Source organism: Streptomyces sp. MJM8645, from assembly GCF_001625365.1.
Lineage (GTDB): Bacteria > Actinomycetota > Actinomycetes > Streptomycetales > Streptomycetaceae > Kitasatospora.
Window position 1 is genome coordinate 1,691,338 of the sequence record NZ_LJJF01000001.1, and the last position, 15,629, is coordinate 1,706,966.

Sequence of the window (15,629 nt, forward strand, 5' to 3'; positions counted from 1 at the left end):
GCCTCCCTTCGCCCGGCGGGGGCGTTCGCCCGCACGCGCCCTCCTGTGATCCGCTCGCCCCCGGCCTCCGGCCGGGGGCACCCCCACCACTCGCTCATCGCACAGCGCTCGCTCATCGCACACCGCCAGGGGCCGGCACGGCCGCGGTGTCCCGGACCAGCCGGCCGTCGAGCAGCTCGATGGTCCGGTCGGCGCAGGCCTCGGCGAGCGCGGTGTCGTGGGTGACCAGCAGGATCGTCTGGCCCTCCGCGTTGAGCCCCCGGAGCAGGTCGCGGACGTCGGCGGCCGAGGCGGTGTCCAGCGCCCCGGTCGGCTCGTCGGCGAGCAGCAGCGGCGGGCGGTTCATCAAGGCCCTCGCCACCGCGACGCGTTGGCGCTCGCCGCCGGAGAGCCGACCGGGGAAGGCCTTGGCGTGCCGGGCCACCCCGAGCCGCTCCAGCAGCTCGCCGGCCCGGGCCCGGGCCTGCTCCCGCCGCATCCCGGCGAGCTGGGCCGGGAGCAGCACGTTGTCCTCGACGTTCAGGTCGTCCAGCAGGTTGAAGAACTGGAACACCATGCCGATCCGCTTCCGCCGGTACTCGGCCAGGGCGGCCTCGCCGAGCTCGTGGACGGCCACGCCGTCCACCTCGACGGTGCCCTCGCTCGGGCGGTCGAGGCCGGCGACCAGGTTCAGCAGGGTGGACTTGCCGCTGCCCGAGCGGCCGAGCACGGCCAGCGCCTCGCCGGCCCGGACCTCCAGGTCGAGCCCGGCCAGCGCGGGGTGGGCGGCGTCGGATCGGTCGTACGTCTTGCTGACGCCGCGGATCCGGATGATCGGCGCGTTCACGGGCCCTCCACGATTCGAGATCCGGCACCGGAAGTCCGGCCCGGCTGACGGGACATGACGCTACGAATTCGGGGCGGGGCACGGACAGCCGTCTGGACGGCCTCTCGGGGGTGTATCCAGGTACACCCCGGATTGGGGGCGCAGACCTAGAGCACTGCACGTCACGGCGCGGCAGACTGACGCCGGATGATCAACCGGGGCCGCGGGGCCACCGACCGGAGGGGAGGCGCGGGATGAGGACGAGCGCAGTGTCCAGGGCCGTCGCGCAGCTGGAGGGTGCCGTCGTGGCCGGCGTGCGGGCGCTCTACATGGTCACGTTGGCCGTCACGGGGCTGATGGCGCTGCTGGCCGGGCCGGTCCTGCTGGCCGCCGCCCTGCTCGGCCCCGACGACGCCGAGCCGTTCGCCCACGGTCCGGGCGGGCCGCTGATCCTGCTGGTGCCGCTGACGCCGGTCGCCCTCTGGGCGCTCTGCTGGGCCACCGGGGGCGGCGGCCGGGCGGCCGGGGCCGTCCTGTTCGCGCCGGGCGCGCTCGCGCTGATGGCCACCGATCTCTACGGCGGCGCCCCGCCCGGCGGTCGGTCCGGATCGCTCTGCCTGGGACCGGCGATGCTGGTGCTCGGCCTGCTCGGCACGCGCTGGATCGCGACGGAGAACCGGCGGATCGTCGGCCGGTGGAGCGGCCGGCCGATCCCGGTGCCGTACCACCGCGTCGACGCCGGGCCGTGGCAGCGGATGCGCGCCGGCGGCTGGTTGGCCGATCCGGCGACCTGGCGGGACCTCCTCTGGGTGCTCGTCTCCGGCTGCGTCATCCCGATCACCGCCGTGATCGTCGTGCTGACCCCGATCGCCCTCCAGGTGCTCGGCCGGAACGGGCCGTTCCTCCCGCTGGGGCCCGTCTACATGATGGGGCTCTACATCTCCCCGCTGGCCGCCCTGTGGGCCGCGCCGCCGCTCCTGCGGGTGCACGAGCGGGCAGCCCGAGCCCTGCTCGGCCCGTCCCGACGGAGCGAACTCGCCCGCCAGGTCAGTCATTTGGCCCGGACCAGAGCGGACACCATCGACGCCGGGGCGGCCGAGCTGCGCCGGATCGAGCGGGACCTTCACGACGGGGCGCAGGCCCGGCTGGTCGCCCTGGGCATGCTGCTGACCGTGGCCGAGCAGGTGAAGGACGACCCGAAGGCCCTGCAACCCCTGCTGGTCGAGGCCCGGATGTCCTCGGTCAAGGCCCTGAGCGAGCTGCGCGACCTGGTCCGGGGCATCCATCCTCCGGTGCTCGCCGACCGCGGCCTGGCCGACGCGGTCGAGGCGACCGCGCTGGACCTCCCGCTGCCGGTCACCTTCACCGGCGGGCTGCCCGGCCGGGCGCCCGCCCCGGTGGAGTCCGCCGTCTACTTCGCGGTGAGCGAGCTGCTGGCCAACGTGGTGAAACACGCCGGCGCCTCGCACGTGTGGATCGAGATAGGGCACAGTGACGGGCTGCTGCGGATATCGGTCACCGATGACGGGCGCGGTGGCGCCAACCCGTCCCGGGGGACCGGCCTCAGCGGAACCGAACGCCGACTGGCCGCCTTCGACGGGGTGCTCGCGATCAGCAGCCCCTCCGGTGGCCCGACCATTGTGAACCTGGAGATCCCGTGCGCGTTGTCATCGCCGAAGACCTCTTCCTCCTCCGGGATGGCCTGACCCGGCTGCTGGAGGCCAGCGGCATGGAGGTCACCGCGGCGGTCGAGACCGGCGACGAACTGCTCGCCGCGGTGGCCGCCGACCGGCCGGACATCGCCGTGGTCGACGTCCGACTGCCTCCCGGCTTCACCGACGAGGGGCTGCGGGCGGCGCTGGCCGCCCGCCAGGCGCACCCAGGGCTGCCCGTCCTGGTGCTGTCGCAGTTCGTGGAGCAGTTGTACGCGCGCGAGCTGCTGGCCGGCAGCACCGGCGGGATCGGCTACCTGCTGAAGGACCGGGTGCTGGACGGCGCCCAGTTCATCGACGCGGTGCAGCGGGTCTCCCGGGGCGGCACCGTGATGGACCCGGAGGTGATCAGCCGGCTGCTCACCCACAACTCCTCGGCCGGCCCGGTCTCCACCCTCTCCCCGCGCGAGCGGCAGGTGCTGGCGCTGATGGCCGAGGGGCGCTCCAACGCGGCGATCGCCCAGCAGTTGGTGATCACCGAGCGGGCCGTCGCCAAGCACACCGCGTCGATCTTCGTCCGACTCGACCTCCAGCCCTCCGACGACGACAACCGCCGCGTCCTGGCCGTGCTGGCCTACCTCAACAACGGCTGAGAGGGGCGACGCACCAAGGCTTTCCACCCCTCCCACCCCTTGAAGGGCCACCGCCAAGTGAGAGACCGCCCTCCGCTGCAGGGGGCTCGCCCGCTCCGGTCAAGGTCATCTACGCTGGTGACGTGCTCATCCTTGTTCGCCGTCGCCACGTGGACCTGCTCCGCGTGACAAGCATGTCCTGTCGACGCTCCAGCTGAACCTCGCGCCACCCACCCTCAAGGGCAGCCTCCACCCGGCCGCCTCCACCTCCCGGCTCCCGGAGCACCCGCCGCACCAGGCGGCCACTCCGGCCATCCCCCGGTCGATCACCGGGACAGGCCGGGACGAGACCAGCGGATGTCACACATGTCGCAGCAGTACACCCCCATATCCGACTCCCTCCCGGTGATCGACCTCTCGCTCGCCGACGGCGGCCCGGACGACCGCCGCCGACTGCACGACGAACTCCGTGCCGCAGCCACCGACGTCGGGTTCTTCCAGCTCGTCGGCCACGGCATCACCCCGGAGGAGACGGCCGCGCTCACCGACGCGATGCGCGCCTTCTTCGACCTCCCCGAGGCCGACCGGCTCGCCGTGAGCAACCTCAACTCCCCCCACTACCGCGGCTACACCCGCACCGGCGACGAGCGCACCGGCGGCAGCCAGGACTGGCGCGACCAGCTGGACATCGGCGCCGAGCTGCCCCCGCACGTGCCCGGCACCGGCGAGCCCCCGTACTGGTGGCTGGAGGGCCCCAACCAGTGGCCCGCGGCGCTCCCCGAGCTGCGCACCGCCGCGCTCGGCTGGATCGACCACCTCAGCGACACCGCCCGCCGGCTGCTGCACGAGCTCCTCACCGCGATCGGCGCCCGCCCCGACTTCTACGACGAGGCCTTCGCCGGCCACCCCCACCTGCGGCTCAAGCTGGTCCGCTACCCCGGCACCGCTCCGGACGGCGCCGGCCAGGGCGTCGGCGCCCACAAGGACTACGGCTTCATCACACTGCTGCTCCAGGACACCGTCGGCGGCCTCCAGGTCGAGCGCCCGGACGGCACCTTCCTGGAGGTCCCGCCGATGCCGGGCGCCTTCGTCGTCAACCTCGGCGAACTGCTGGAGGTGGCCACCGACGGCTACCTCAAGGCCACCAACCACCGCGTGGTCAGCCCGGTCGGCGCCCGCGAGCGCTTCTCCGTCCCGTTCTTCTACAACCCCCGCCTCGACGCCCACATCGAGCCGCTGGACTTCCCGTTCGCCCGGCACGCCCCCGGCGCCACCGCGGATCCGGACAACCCGCTGTTCGCCGAGTTCGGTCTCAACGAGTGGAAGGGCTACACCCGGGCCCACCCCGAGGTCACCCGCCGCCACCACGCCGACCTGGCCGACGCCGCCTCCCGGTAGCCCCACACCCCGGAGGCCGAGACCGGTCGCGCCGCAGCACAGAAGCAGCACCGGCCAGAGCCGGCCCCGGCCAGAAACAGCGCGGGCCAGAAGCAGCACCGGCCAGAACAGGCTCCGGCCAGAGGCACCAGCACCCCGAGTCCGCCCCCGCCGCTCCCCAGCGGCGGGGGCGGACTCACGTGTGCGGCGGGCCACCGTCGCCGGTGGAGCAGCCGGTGGAGCATCCGGTAGACCAGGGGGACGGGCACTGTCACACTGCTGCTGTCACAGTGGAAGTGTGCCAGTGCAGGAGGCGGCAGATGGGGGAGCTCGGGGCCGTGGGAGACGGGGGCGGGGTGCGGCTGACGGTCGACGAACTGGCGGCGCGGGCCGGGGTGACGGTCCGGACGGTGCGGTTCTACGGAACGAAGGGCCTGCTGCCACCACCGGAGTTGGGGCCGCGCCGGGTCGGGCTGTACGGGGCGGCGCACCTGGACCGGCTGGAGCTGATCGAGGAGTTGCAGCGCCAGGGGCTGACGTTGGCCGCGATCGAGCGGTACCTGGCCCGGCTGCCGGAGGACAGCACGCCGCTGGACCTGGCGATCCACCGGGCGCTGGTGGCGTCCTGGACGCCCGAGGCGGCGGAGGAACTGGGCCGGGCGCAGTTGGAGCGGCGGGCCGGGCGGGGGCTGTCGGAGGAACAGGTGGAACGCCTGGTCGCGATGGGGGCGTTGGAGCGGACGGCCGATCCGGAGCTGTTCCGGGTGGATCCGGGCCTGCTGCCGCTGGGGGTGCGGATCCTGGACGTGCCGATCCCGTTGGAGACGCTGCTGGCCGCGCGGGCGGTGGTGTTGGAGCACAGCCGGGCGACGGCCCGGGAGTTGCAGCGGCTGTTCCGGGAGACGGTGTGGCGGCCCTACCGGGAGAGCGAGCCGGCGCCGGACGAGCTGGCCCTGATGAGGGCGCTGACGGACCACATCCAGCCGATGGTGGCGCAGGCACTGGTCACGGCGTTCCAGCGCTCGCTGCGGGAGGAACTCGGCGAGGAACTGCGGGAGGACTCGGCGGGGAGCTGAACGGGGAGCTCGGCGGGGAGCTGAGCAAGGAACTCGGCGAGGACCTGGGCGGGGACCTGGCCGGGAATCGCAGGAGGAGCCGGGTGGGGGCCGTCCGACACCCGGCCCCCACCCGCTCAGGACTGACGGTCAGTCGGTGAAGGTGCGCCCCTCCGCCGCGATCCGCTCCAGCAGCGCCGGCGGCGCGAACCGTTCGCCGTAGGCGGCGGCGAGTTCGCGGGCCCGGGCCGCGAAGCCGGCCGGGCCGCCCTCGTACCCGTTGATGTACTGGAACACGCCGCCCGTCCAGGCCGGGAAGCCGATGCCGAGGATGGAGCCCACGTTGGCGTCGGCGACCGAGGTCAGCACGCCCTCCTCCAGGCAGCGCACCGAGTCCAGCGCCTCGCTGAACAGCATCCGCTCCTTGAGGTCCTCGAAGGGGAAGCCCTCGGAGGGGACGTCCGCGGCCGGCTCGCCGAAGTGCTCGCGCAGCCCCGGCCAGAGCCGCCCGCGCTTGCCGTCCTCGCCGTACTCGTAGAAGCCGGCGCCGCCGCTGCGCCCGGGGCGGCCGAACTCGTCGACCATCCGGTCGACCACCGCGTCGGCCGGGTGGGGCGTCCAGCTGCCGCCGGCGGCCTCGACCGCGCGCCGGTACTCGTCGCGGATCTTGCGCGGCAGGGTGAGGGTGAGCTCGTCCATCAGCGAGAGCACCTTGGCGGGGTAGCCGGCCTGGGCGGCGGCCTGCTCGATGCTGGCCGGGGGGACGCCCTCGCCGACCATGGCGACGCCCTCGTTGAGGAACTGGCCGATGACCCGCGAGGTGAAGAAGCCGCGCGAGTCGTTGACCACGATCGGGGTCCGGTCGATCTGCCGGACCAGGTCGAAGGCGCGGGCGAGGGCCTCGTCGCCGGTCTGCGGGCCGCGGATGATCTCGACCAGGCGCATCTTGTCGACCGGGGAGAAGAAGTGCAGTCCGATGAAGTCCTCGGTGCGCTCGACGCCTTCGGCGAGCAGCCCGATCGGCAGGGTGGAGGTGTTGGAGCAGAGCAGCGCGTCGGGGGCGAGGACGCCCTCGACCTCCTGGAACACCTTGTGCTTGAGCTCGGTGTTCTCGAAGACGGCCTCGATCACCGCGTCGCAGCCGGCCAGGTCCGCGGCCTCGGCGGTGGGGGTGATCCGGGCGAGCAGCGCGTCCCGCTTGGCCTCGGTGGAGCGGCCGCGGGCGATCGCCTTGTCCAGCAGCCCGGCGGAGTAGGCCTTGCCGCGTTCGGCGGCGGCCATGCTCACGTCCTTGAGCACGACCTCGATGCCGGCCTTGGCGCAGGTGTAGGCGATGCCCGCGCCCATCATCCCGGCGCCGAGCACGGCGACCTTGCGGACGAGTCGCTTCTCGACGCCCTGGGGGCGGCCGGCGCCGGAGTTGACCGCCTGGAGGTCGAAGAACAGCGCCTGGATCATGTTCTTGCTGGTCTGTCCGCAGGCGAGCTCGGTGAAGTAGCGGGCCTCGATCGCCATCGCGGTGTCGATGTCGACCTGGGCGCTCTCCACGGCGGCGGCCAGGATGTTGCGCGGGGCCGGGTAGGGCGCGCCGTTCAGCTGCTTACGCAGGTTGGCCGGGAAGGCGGGCAGGTTGGCGGCGAACGCCGGGGTCGCGGGGGTGCCGCCGGGGATCTTGTGGCCCTTGACGTCCCAGGGCTGGACGGCGGTCGGGTTGGCCTCGATCCAGGACCGCGCCCGGGCGGTCAACTCCTCCGGGGTGGCGACGAGTTCGTGGACGAGTCCGTGTTCCAGGGCCTGCGCCGGGCGGTACTGGCGGCCCTCCAGGAGGAACTTCAGCAGGGCGTCGGTGATGCCGAACAGCCGTACGGTGCGGACCACTCCGCCGCCGCCCGGCAGCAGGCCGAGGGTGACCTCGGGCAGGCCGAGCCGGCTGGCGGGGTTGTCCAGGGCGATCCGGTGGTGGCAGGCGAGGGCGATCTCCAGGCCGCCGCCGAGCGCGCTGCCGTTGACGGCGGCGACGACCGGCTTGCCGAGGGTCTCCAGCCTGCGCAGCGCGCGCTTGATCCGCTGGGACTTCTCGAAGACGGCGGCGGCGTCCTCGGGGCGGGCGGCGGAGAGCAGCCGGAGGTCTCCCCCGGCGAAGAAGGTCTTCTTCCCGGAGGTGACGATCACGCCGCGCAGCCCGTCGGCGGCGGCGAGGCTGGCCAGCCGGTCGACGACGGCGTCGAGGTCGGTGGTGAAGGCCTCGTTCATGGTGTTGACGGACTGGGTCGGGTCGTCGAGGACGAGGGTGACCACGCCGTCCTGGTCCTGCTCCCAGCGGATGGTGGTGGTGTCGCTCATGAGTTCAGGGTCTCCGAGGGGATCCGAGGGACAGTGGGTCAGATGCGCTCGACGATGGTGGCGACGCCCATGCCGCCGCCCACGCACAGGGTGATCAGGCCGTAGCGCAGGTCGCGCCGCTCCAACTCGTCGATCACGGTGCCGAGCAGCATCGCGCCGGTGGCGCCGAGCGGGTGGCCGAGGGCGATCGCGCCGCCGTTGACGTTGACCTGCTCGGGCCGGAAGCCCAGTTCGCGGATGAAGCGCAGGGCGACCGCCGCGAAGGCCTCGTTGATCTCGACCAGGTCGATGTCGGCGGCGGTGAGCCCGGCCTTGGCGAGCGCCTTGCGGGTGGCCGGGGCGGGGCCGGTGAGCATGATGGTGGGCTCGGAGCCGGAGACGGCGGCGGAGACGATCCGGGCGCGCGGGCGCAGCCCGTACCGCTCGCCGATCTCCCGGCTGCCGATGGCGACGAGCGCGGCGCCGTCGACGATGCCGGAGGAGTTGCCGGCGTGGTGGACGTGGTCGATGGCCTCGACCCAGTGGTACTTCTGCAGGGCGACGGCGTCGAAGCCGCCGGCCTCGCCGATGCCGGCGAAGGAGGGCTTGAGGCCGGCCAGGGTCTCGACGGTGGTGCCGGGGCGGATGAACTCGTCGCGCTCCAGCACGACCAGGCCGTTGCGGTCGCGGACCGGGACCACCGAGCGGTCGAACAGGCCGTCCGCCTGCGCCTTGGCGGCGCGGGCCTGGGATTCGGCGGCGAAGGCGTCCACGTCGGTGCGGGAGAGGCCCTCGATGGTGGCGATCAGGTCGGCGCCGATGCCCTGCGGGACGAAGTTGGTCTCGTACGCGGTCATCGGGTCCGCGAACCAGGCGCCGCCGTCGGAGGCCATCTTGACCCGGGACATCGACTCGACGCCGCCGGCCAGGATGAGGTCCTCCCAGCCCGAACGGACCTTGGCGGCGGCCAGGTTGACGGCCTCCAGCCCGGAGGCGCAGAAGCGGTTCTCCTGGACGCCGGCCACCGTGTCGGGCAGGCCGGCCGCGATGGCCGCGATCCGGGCGATGTCGGAGCCCTGGTCGCCGACCGGGCTGACCACGCCGAGCACGATGTCGTCGATCGCCGCCGGGTCCAGCTCGGGGTGCCGGTTGCGCAGTTCGTGGATCAGGCCGACGACGAGGTCGATCGGCTTGGTGCCGTGCAGCGAGCCGGTGGCCTTGCCCCGGCCGCGCGGGGTGCGGATCGCGTCGTAGACGTACGCTTCGGTGGTCACGGTCAAACGCCTTTCGGGGCAGGGGGGTTCGCGGGAGGCCTCAGCCGAGGATGGACCGGCCGACGATCTCCTTCATGATCTCGGTGGTGCCGCCGTAGATGGTCTGGATCCGGCCGTCGGTGAACGCCCGGGCGACCGGGAACTCGCTCATGTACCCGTAGCCGCCGTGCAGTTGGAGGCAGCGGTCGGCGGTGCGCTTCTGCAGTTCGGTGGCCCACCACTTGGCCATCGAGGCGTCCGCTGGGGTGAGCGCGTAGCGGTTGTGCTCGGTGATGCAGCGGTCGACGAAGGCCCGGGTGACGGCGCACTCGGTGGCGAGTTCGGCGATCTCGAAGCGCACGTGCTGGAGCTTGGCCAGCGGGCGGCCGAAGGCCTCGCGCTGCTTGACGTAGTCGGTGGTGATCTCGACCAGGTACTCGGCGCCGGCGATCGCCGCGGCCGCGATGGTCAGCCGCTCCTGGGCGAGGTTCTGCATCAGGTGGACGAAGCCGCCGTTGAGCTCGCCGAGCAGGTTCGCCTTCGGCACCCGGACGTCCTCGAAGAACAACTCGGCGGTGTCCTGGGACTTCTGGCCGATCTTGTCCAGGTTGCGGCCGCGCTCGAAGCCGGGCGTGCCGCGCTCGACGACCAGCAGGCTCAGCCCGTGCGCGCCGCCCTCGGGGGTGGTGCGGGCGACCACGACCACCAGGTCGGCGAGGATGCCGTTGGAGATGAAGGTCTTGGCGCCGTTGAGCAGGTAGTGGTCGCCCCGGTCGACGGCCTGGGTGCGGATGCCCTGGAGGTCGGAGCCGGTGCCGGGCTCGGTCATCGCGATCGCGGTGATCAGCTCGCCGCTGCAGAAGCCGGGCAGCCAGCGGCGCTTCTGCTCCTCGGTGGCGAGCGAGGTGAGGTAGGGGCCGATGATGTCGTTGTGCAGGCCGATCGCCAGCCCGGAGGCGCCGGCCCGGGCGAACTCCTCGGCCAGCACGGCGGCGTAGCGGAAGTCCGGGGCGCCCCCGCCGCCGTACTCCTCGGGGACGGCCATCCCGAGCAGGCCCTGGCGGCCGGCCGCCAGCCAGGCGGAGCGGTCGACGATGCCGGCCTTCTCCCAGCGGTCGTAGTGCGGCAGCACCTCCTTGGCGAGGAAGGCCCGCACGGCGGCCCGGAAGTCCTCGTGCTGCTCGGTGAAGATCTCGCGCTGCAACGCTACGCTCCTTGTCCTGCATCGGAGTTGTCGGAGTTGAGAGACGGGACGGCCCAGTCGCGGGCCACCTCGGCGGTGTCCGCACCCGGCCGGGCCGGCGGGCGGCGCAGCGCGCCGGGGGTGGCGGAGAAGCGCGGGGCGGGGGCGGGCTGGGTGACACCGCCCGCCTCGACGTAGGTGCCGCGCGCCAACAGGTGCTCCTCCCGGGCTGCCTGACGCATCGTCAGTACGGGCTCCACGCAGGCGTCGGAGCCGGCGAAGACGGCCTCCCACTCGGCCCTGGTCCGGGTGGCGAAGCGGTCGGCGATCAGGGCTCGCAGTTCGGGCCAGCGGGCCAGGTCGTACTGCCCGGGCGCCTGCGGGCCGAGTTCCAGCAGCCGGGCGAACTCGGCGTAGAACTGCGGCTCCAGCGCCCCCACGGCCAGGTGTCCGCCGTCGGCCGCCCGGTAGACCGCATAGAACGGCGCGCCGCCGTCCAGCAGGTTGGCGCCCCGGCGGTCCTGCCAGTGGCCGGCCGCGAGCAGCCCCCACAGCATGCTGGACAGGTGCGCCGCGCCGTCCACGATCGCGGCGTCGACGACCTGGCCGGCGCCGGTGCTCCTGGCGTGGTGCAGCCCGGCGAGCAGGCCGACGACCAGGTAGAGCGAGCCGCCCGCGTAGTCGCCCAGCAGGTTGGCCGGGATGCCGGGCGCCTCCTCGGGCCCGCCCGGCCCCGCGACCAGGCCGAGCACCCCGGCCACCGCCGCGTACCCGAGGTCGTGCCCGGCACTGGCGGCGCGCGGCCCCTGCTGCCCCCACCCGGTCATCCGCCCGTACACCAGCGCCGGGTTGCGGGCCAGACAGTCCTGCGGCCCGACCCCGAGCCGCTCCGCGACCCCGGGCCGGTAACCCTCGATCAGCAGGTCCGCCCGCTCGACCAGGTCCAGCACCAGGCCGGGCCCCGCCGGGGACTTGAGGTCGACCAGCACCGACCGCTTGTTCCGGTTGGTCACGTCGTACACCGGATCGATGCCCAGCGGCGACGGATCCGGCCGGTCCACCCGCACCACGTCGGCGCCCAGGTCGGCCAGCAGCATCGCCGCGAACGGCCCCGGCCCGATCCCCGCGAGCTCGACCACCCGCACCCCCGCCAACGGGCCGGGGCCGGTGGCCGTGGCGCCCGGCGGACTGCTCGTGTCACGCATTGGCTGCAGAACCCTTCTGGGTTTGACAGTAAAGCTGTAACACCCGCGATGATAGAGAAGCGACCCGCCGGTAACAAGACCTCCTCCCCCACCATGAACACCGCCGCCGAGGACTTCGCCGCCGCCTGCCGCCCGAGCGACTGCGCCGGTTCCTCACCGCCGGGGGCAGAGCGATCGAGTGTGAGCCGATCCCGTAGCCGGGGCGGGTGGGCGGAAATGGCCGGGCGACTGTCGGGGTAATGGCCTATGGTGCGGTAGACCTATTACGAACGACACGGGGGAAGCGCCATGACCACCACCGGACACGCCACCGGACACGCCACCCGCACGATCGTCACCGCCTCCGAGCGGCTGGTGCTCGGCCGGCCCCAGGAGGGGGACGTGGAGGCGGTGTTCGCGATCCACGGGGATCCGGAGACCAACCGGTACAACCCCAACGGGCCCCACCGCGACCGGGCGGCGAGCCGGGAGATGCTGGACGGCTTCGTCGCCGACTGGGCGCGGGACGGGGTGGGGTACTGCACCGTGTCCACCCGGGAGGAGCCGGAGGCGGTCATCGGGTTCTCCGGGCTCTACCTGCACACGCTGGACGGCGAGCGGGTGTTCAACCTCTACTACCGCTTCCGGCCGTCCGCCTGGGGCCTGGGCTACGCCGCCGAGGCGGCCCGGGCGGCGATGGCGGAGGCGCTGCCGCGCTTCCCCGGCGTGCCGGTGGTCGCCCTGATCCACCCGGACAACGTGCCGTCCCGCCGGCTCGCCGAGCGGCTCGGGCTGCTGCCGGACCCGGACGGCCGCACCGACGACGAGGACCGGCTGATCCACCGGATGGCCTGAGCCGGGGGGGCCGACCTGGCCACCGCCCTGAGCAGGACCGTTTCTTCCGTCCCGCTGCTACCTGCGAGTAGAGTGCGGCGTCCCCCCTTAGCCGTCCGATACCTCCCGTATCGCCTGAAACGAACTGGTGGCCGCATGACAGTCCGGACCCGCCCCGCGCTGTGGTGGCGCATGGGCATCGTGCTCTCGGCGGGCCTCGGCCTGACCCTCGGAACCGCGCCGCTGGTGTTCTTCACCGTGCAGAGCAACGTCATCGTGCTCGGCTACTTCATCGGCGCCGTGTACTGGATGCTCAAGCGCGACACCGTGGACGCGCCCGCACCCCGGCTGCGCGGCGCCGCCACCCTGTACATCCTGATCACCGGTCTGGTCTCGCACGTCCTGCTCCAGCACGGCGCCAACCCGCTGCCCGGGCTGGTCAGCGGGCCGGACAAACTCGCGCACTGGTCGTCGTTCTTCCTGCACTACGTGACGCCGGTGATGGTGATCGCCGACTGGCTGGCGCTGAAGCCGCGCAACGCGGCGGCCTGGAAGGACATCCCGCTCTGGCTGGCCTTCCCGCTCGGCTACGCGGCGATCGTGCTCGCCCGGAACGCGCTGTTCGACGACTACCCGACGCCCTACCCCTACTTCTTCTTCGACCCCACCACCAAGGGCTACGGCTACGTCTGGGGCCAGATAGCCCTGCTGACGGTCGAGTTCGTGGTGCTGGCCGCCGCCGTGGTCGGGCTGGACCGGCTGGGAACGCTGGTCGCGGGCAAGCTGAGGTCCGCCAAGTCCTGAATGCCCGGGCCCGGATGACGGCCTCCCCGGGGGTGCCCTTTCGCCGGGGCGCTTTCCGGGAACGCCCTTTCCCGGGTGACCGTCCGCGCGGCGGCCGGCCTCAGATCCGCCAGGAGCGGATCCGGTCGGCCGCCGCGAACACGTCCGCCCCGCCCGCCGCGATGTCGCGGGCCAGCTCGACCAGCGCCCCGTACGGCGGGTCGACGCCCTCCTTGGCCGCGTGCATGTACGCGGCCGTCGTCATGCAGGCGTACAGGTTGTTGCGCACCGGCAAGGGGCGCAGCAGCACGATGGTGTGCATCAGGGTGGCCGCGCACCAGGCGGCGTCGGCGTTGTGGCCGAGTTGCGCGGTGTTCACCCGGTGCCGGGCGACGGCGGCCTGGAGCGCGGAGTAGTCCCGCACGCTGAGGTCCTCCGGCGAGGCCAGTTCCTGCACGTCGAGCAGCCAGCGCAGGTCGACGTGGAACAGCATCATCCCCGCACCCCCGCCGCGCCGTTCACGCCGCCGGCGCGTCCTCCGGGAACGCGGCGTCGAACTCCGCCCGGTGCGACTTCCAGAACGCCACCGCGTGGTCCACGAACACCCGCCGCTGCTGCTCCCGCACGCTCAGGTCGTGGATGTACGCCTTGATGCTCTTACCGTCCGCGGCGGCGGCCTCGCGGATCGCGGCGAGCTCGTGCTCCGTGTACTCGATGTTGAGCGCAGGCATGGCGCCGATGGTACTGGAGCGCACCGGAGTTGGGACCATCAACGGAGGATTTTCACCCGCCGTCAAAAGGGTTTGCTGTCGATACCCCCGCGGAGTGGTTTCGGCGCAGCCGCGGGTAGCCCCCAAGTCGGGCGGGGGTCGGGCGCGCGGGATGACGCCGGGGCGGTGGGGGCCGCCGTAGCGTCGGGGGCAAGGCGGCGGAGCGGTTCCGCGGGGGAGGCCGGGCGGTTCGGCGGAGGCCGGAGATGACGCGCAGGGCAGTGGGCAGGACCGCAGTGGGCAGGACCGCAGTGGGCAGGGCCGCGGCGAGCAGGACTGCGGCGAGCGGGGCGGCAATGGGCAGAGCGGCAGTGGGCAGGACGGTGGCGGCCACGGCGGTGGCGCTCGCGACGACGGTCGCGGTGGCGGCGCCGGGGGTGGCCGCGACGCAGGCCGACGGCCAGGACAGGCGGGGCAGGTCCCTCCAGGGGGTCTGGCAGATGGACGGGTACGGCCTGGTGGCCGTGGTCTCCGGGAGCAGCCTGGTCACCTACGACGTGACGACGCACAGCTGCGTGCCGGGGTGGGTCACCGGGACGCAGGACGGCGCCCCCGGCCGGGACGGCACCGTCCGGTACGTCCTGGGCGACAACGCCCTCACCCTCACCCCGCAGCCGGGCGGGCGCCGGGCGATCGACGTCGAGGAGGGCGGGACGGGCAGCAAGACGCTGCGCCGCCTGGACGCGCTGCCGGCGCTGTGCACCCGGCCCGCCCCCAACGACCCGCTCGCGGTCTTCGACCGGTTCTGGGAGACCTTCGAGGAGAACTACCCCTTCTTCGCCGCCAAGGGGATCGACTGGCACGCGGCCCGCGACGAGCAGCGCGCGAAGATCACTCCGGCGACCACCACCGACCAGCTCCAGCAGATCTTCATCGACCTGCTGACCCCGCTCAAGGACGCGCACACCGGTCTGGCCCGGGTGACCAGTACCGGCCCGACCGGCGTCTACTCCGGCCGGCGCGACGGCTCGTTGAAGTCGACGCCCGCCCTGCGGGACGCGGCCCGCAAGGCCGTCGACGCACAACTGACCGGCCCTGAACAGGAGTTCGCCGTCAACGAGCAGGGGGTGAGCCGGCTGGGCGTGGGCCGGCTCCCGGGCGGCGTCGGCTACCTGCGGGTGAGCGGCTTCGACGGCTACGCGACCGGCGGGTTCGCCGCCCAGGCCAAGGAGCTCGACCGGGCGCTGGACGCCCTGCTCGCCGACCCCGACCGGCTCAACGGCCTGGTGATCGACGTCCGGCTGAACGGCGGCGGCTCGGACGCGCTCGGGCAGCAGATCGCCGCCCGGCTCACCGACCGCCCGTACGTCGCCTACCGCAAGGTGGCCCGCGACGACCCGGCCGACCCCACGAAGTTCACCCGGCCGCAGCCGGTCGTGGTGCGGCCCGCGCACACCGAGCACTTCACCGGCCCCGTCGCCCTGCTCACCTCCTCGCTGTCGATCAGCGCCGCCGAGACCTTCACCCAGACCCTGATGGGCCGCTCCCCGCACGTCGTCCGGATCGGCGAGAACACCCAGGGCGTCTTCTCCGACGTACTGATCAAGACCCTCTCGCCGGACTTCATGGTGGTGCTGCCGAACGAGAAGTACCTCACGCCCGACGGCAGCACCTTCGACGGCCCCGGCATCCCGCCGGACATCCGCACGCCGGTGTTCACCGATGACGAGCCGGCCGGGCTCAAGGACTCCGCCCTGAGCACGGCCCGCCGCGTCCTCGGCGAGCAGTAGCGGCCGCATCGCGGGCGAGGCAGCCCGCGCCGTACCGGCCACCCCGGCG

Annotated in this window: 14 protein-coding genes; 7 read left to right on the forward strand and 7 right to left on the reverse strand. The window is 73.1% G+C overall.

Annotated elements, in window-relative coordinates:
- Positions 1–112: 112 nt before the first annotated feature.
- Positions 113–826 carry an ABC transporter ATP-binding protein gene (locus tag A6F73_RS07105; protein ID WP_244293320.1) on the reverse strand — a complete coding sequence of 238 codons (714 nt, stop codon included), beginning with the start codon at positions 824–826 and terminating at the stop codon, positions 113–115.
- A 233-nt stretch (positions 827–1,059) separates the two neighbouring features.
- On the opposite strand from A6F73_RS07105, the gene A6F73_RS07110 reads away from it, so the two are divergent.
- The 4 genes from A6F73_RS07110 to A6F73_RS07125 all read left to right on the forward strand — a co-directional run bounded on the left by A6F73_RS07110 (position 1,060) and on the right by A6F73_RS07125 (position 5,542).
- Positions 1,060–2,511: a sensor domain-containing protein gene (locus A6F73_RS07110; RefSeq protein ID WP_244293321.1), complete on the forward strand. Its 1,452-nt coding sequence runs from the start codon at positions 1,060–1,062 to the stop codon at positions 2,509–2,511.
- Positions 2,463–3,110, forward strand: a complete 648-nt coding sequence (locus A6F73_RS07115) for a response regulator transcription factor (RefSeq protein ID WP_063347002.1) — start codon at positions 2,463–2,465, stop codon at positions 3,108–3,110. The genes A6F73_RS07110 and A6F73_RS07115 overlap by 49 nt, the downstream gene beginning before the upstream one ends.
- A gap of 336 nt (positions 3,111–3,446) precedes the next feature.
- Positions 3,447–4,487, forward strand: coding sequence for a 2-oxoglutarate and iron-dependent oxygenase domain-containing protein (locus A6F73_RS07120; RefSeq protein ID WP_063347003.1), 1,041 nt, complete (start codon positions 3,447–3,449; stop codon positions 4,485–4,487).
- 299 nt (positions 4,488–4,786) lie between these two features.
- A complete protein-coding gene (locus A6F73_RS07125) occupies positions 4,787–5,542 on the forward strand; it encodes a MerR family transcriptional regulator (RefSeq protein ID WP_063347004.1) in 756 nt (251 codons plus the stop codon).
- Positions 5,543–5,671: 129 nt separating this feature from the next.
- On the opposite strand, the gene A6F73_RS07130 is transcribed toward A6F73_RS07125, so the two are convergent.
- Genes A6F73_RS07130 through A6F73_RS07145 form a run of 4 tightly spaced genes read right to left on the reverse strand, consistent with a single transcriptional unit; the run spans position 5,672 to position 11,484 of the window.
- Positions 5,672–7,864 (reverse strand): 3-hydroxyacyl-CoA dehydrogenase NAD-binding domain-containing protein, encoded by a 2,193-nt coding sequence (locus A6F73_RS07130; protein WP_063347005.1) that lies wholly within the window; start codon positions 7,862–7,864, stop codon positions 5,672–5,674.
- A 38-nt stretch (positions 7,865–7,902) separates the two neighbouring features.
- The gene (locus A6F73_RS07135; RefSeq protein ID WP_063351001.1) at positions 7,903–9,117 is read right to left on the reverse strand and encodes an acetyl-CoA C-acetyltransferase; all 1,215 of its coding nucleotides are present in this window, start codon (positions 9,115–9,117) and stop codon (positions 7,903–7,905) included.
- Between the two features lie 40 nt (positions 9,118–9,157).
- Positions 9,158–10,300 carry an acyl-CoA dehydrogenase family protein gene (locus A6F73_RS07140; protein ID WP_063347006.1) on the reverse strand — a complete coding sequence of 381 codons (1,143 nt, stop codon included), beginning with the start codon at positions 10,298–10,300 and terminating at the stop codon, positions 9,158–9,160.
- A 2-nt stretch (positions 10,301–10,302) separates the two neighbouring features.
- Positions 10,303–11,484, reverse strand: a complete 1,182-nt coding sequence (locus A6F73_RS07145; protein WP_167745853.1) for a CaiB/BaiF CoA-transferase family protein — start codon at positions 11,482–11,484, stop codon at positions 10,303–10,305.
- A 288-nt stretch (positions 11,485–11,772) separates the two neighbouring features.
- On the opposite strand from A6F73_RS07145, the gene A6F73_RS07150 reads away from it, so the two are divergent.
- Entirely contained in the window at positions 11,773–12,318 is a 546-nt protein-coding gene (locus tag A6F73_RS07150) for a GNAT family N-acetyltransferase (RefSeq protein ID WP_063347007.1), read from the forward strand.
- A 135-nt stretch (positions 12,319–12,453) separates the two neighbouring features.
- Positions 12,454–13,101: a Pr6Pr family membrane protein gene (locus A6F73_RS07155; RefSeq protein WP_063347008.1), complete on the forward strand. Its 648-nt coding sequence runs from the start codon at positions 12,454–12,456 to the stop codon at positions 13,099–13,101.
- Positions 13,102–13,201: 100 nt separating this feature from the next.
- Here A6F73_RS07155 and A6F73_RS07160 read toward each other — a convergent pair whose 3' ends face one another.
- Positions 13,202–13,573 carry a hypothetical protein gene (locus A6F73_RS07160; protein WP_063351003.1) on the reverse strand — a complete coding sequence of 124 codons (372 nt, stop codon included), beginning with the start codon at positions 13,571–13,573 and terminating at the stop codon, positions 13,202–13,204.
- Positions 13,574–13,598: 25 nt separating this feature from the next.
- The gene (locus A6F73_RS07165) at positions 13,599–13,811 is read right to left on the reverse strand and encodes a hypothetical protein (RefSeq protein ID WP_063351004.1); all 213 of its coding nucleotides are present in this window, start codon (positions 13,809–13,811) and stop codon (positions 13,599–13,601) included.
- Positions 13,812–14,146: 335 nt separating this feature from the next.
- Between A6F73_RS07165 and A6F73_RS07170 the strand changes: the two genes are divergently transcribed.
- Positions 14,147–15,580 carry a S41 family peptidase gene (locus tag A6F73_RS07170; RefSeq protein ID WP_063347009.1) on the forward strand — a complete coding sequence of 478 codons (1,434 nt, stop codon included), beginning with the start codon at positions 14,147–14,149 and terminating at the stop codon, positions 15,578–15,580.
- Positions 15,581–15,629 lie beyond the last annotated feature (49 nt).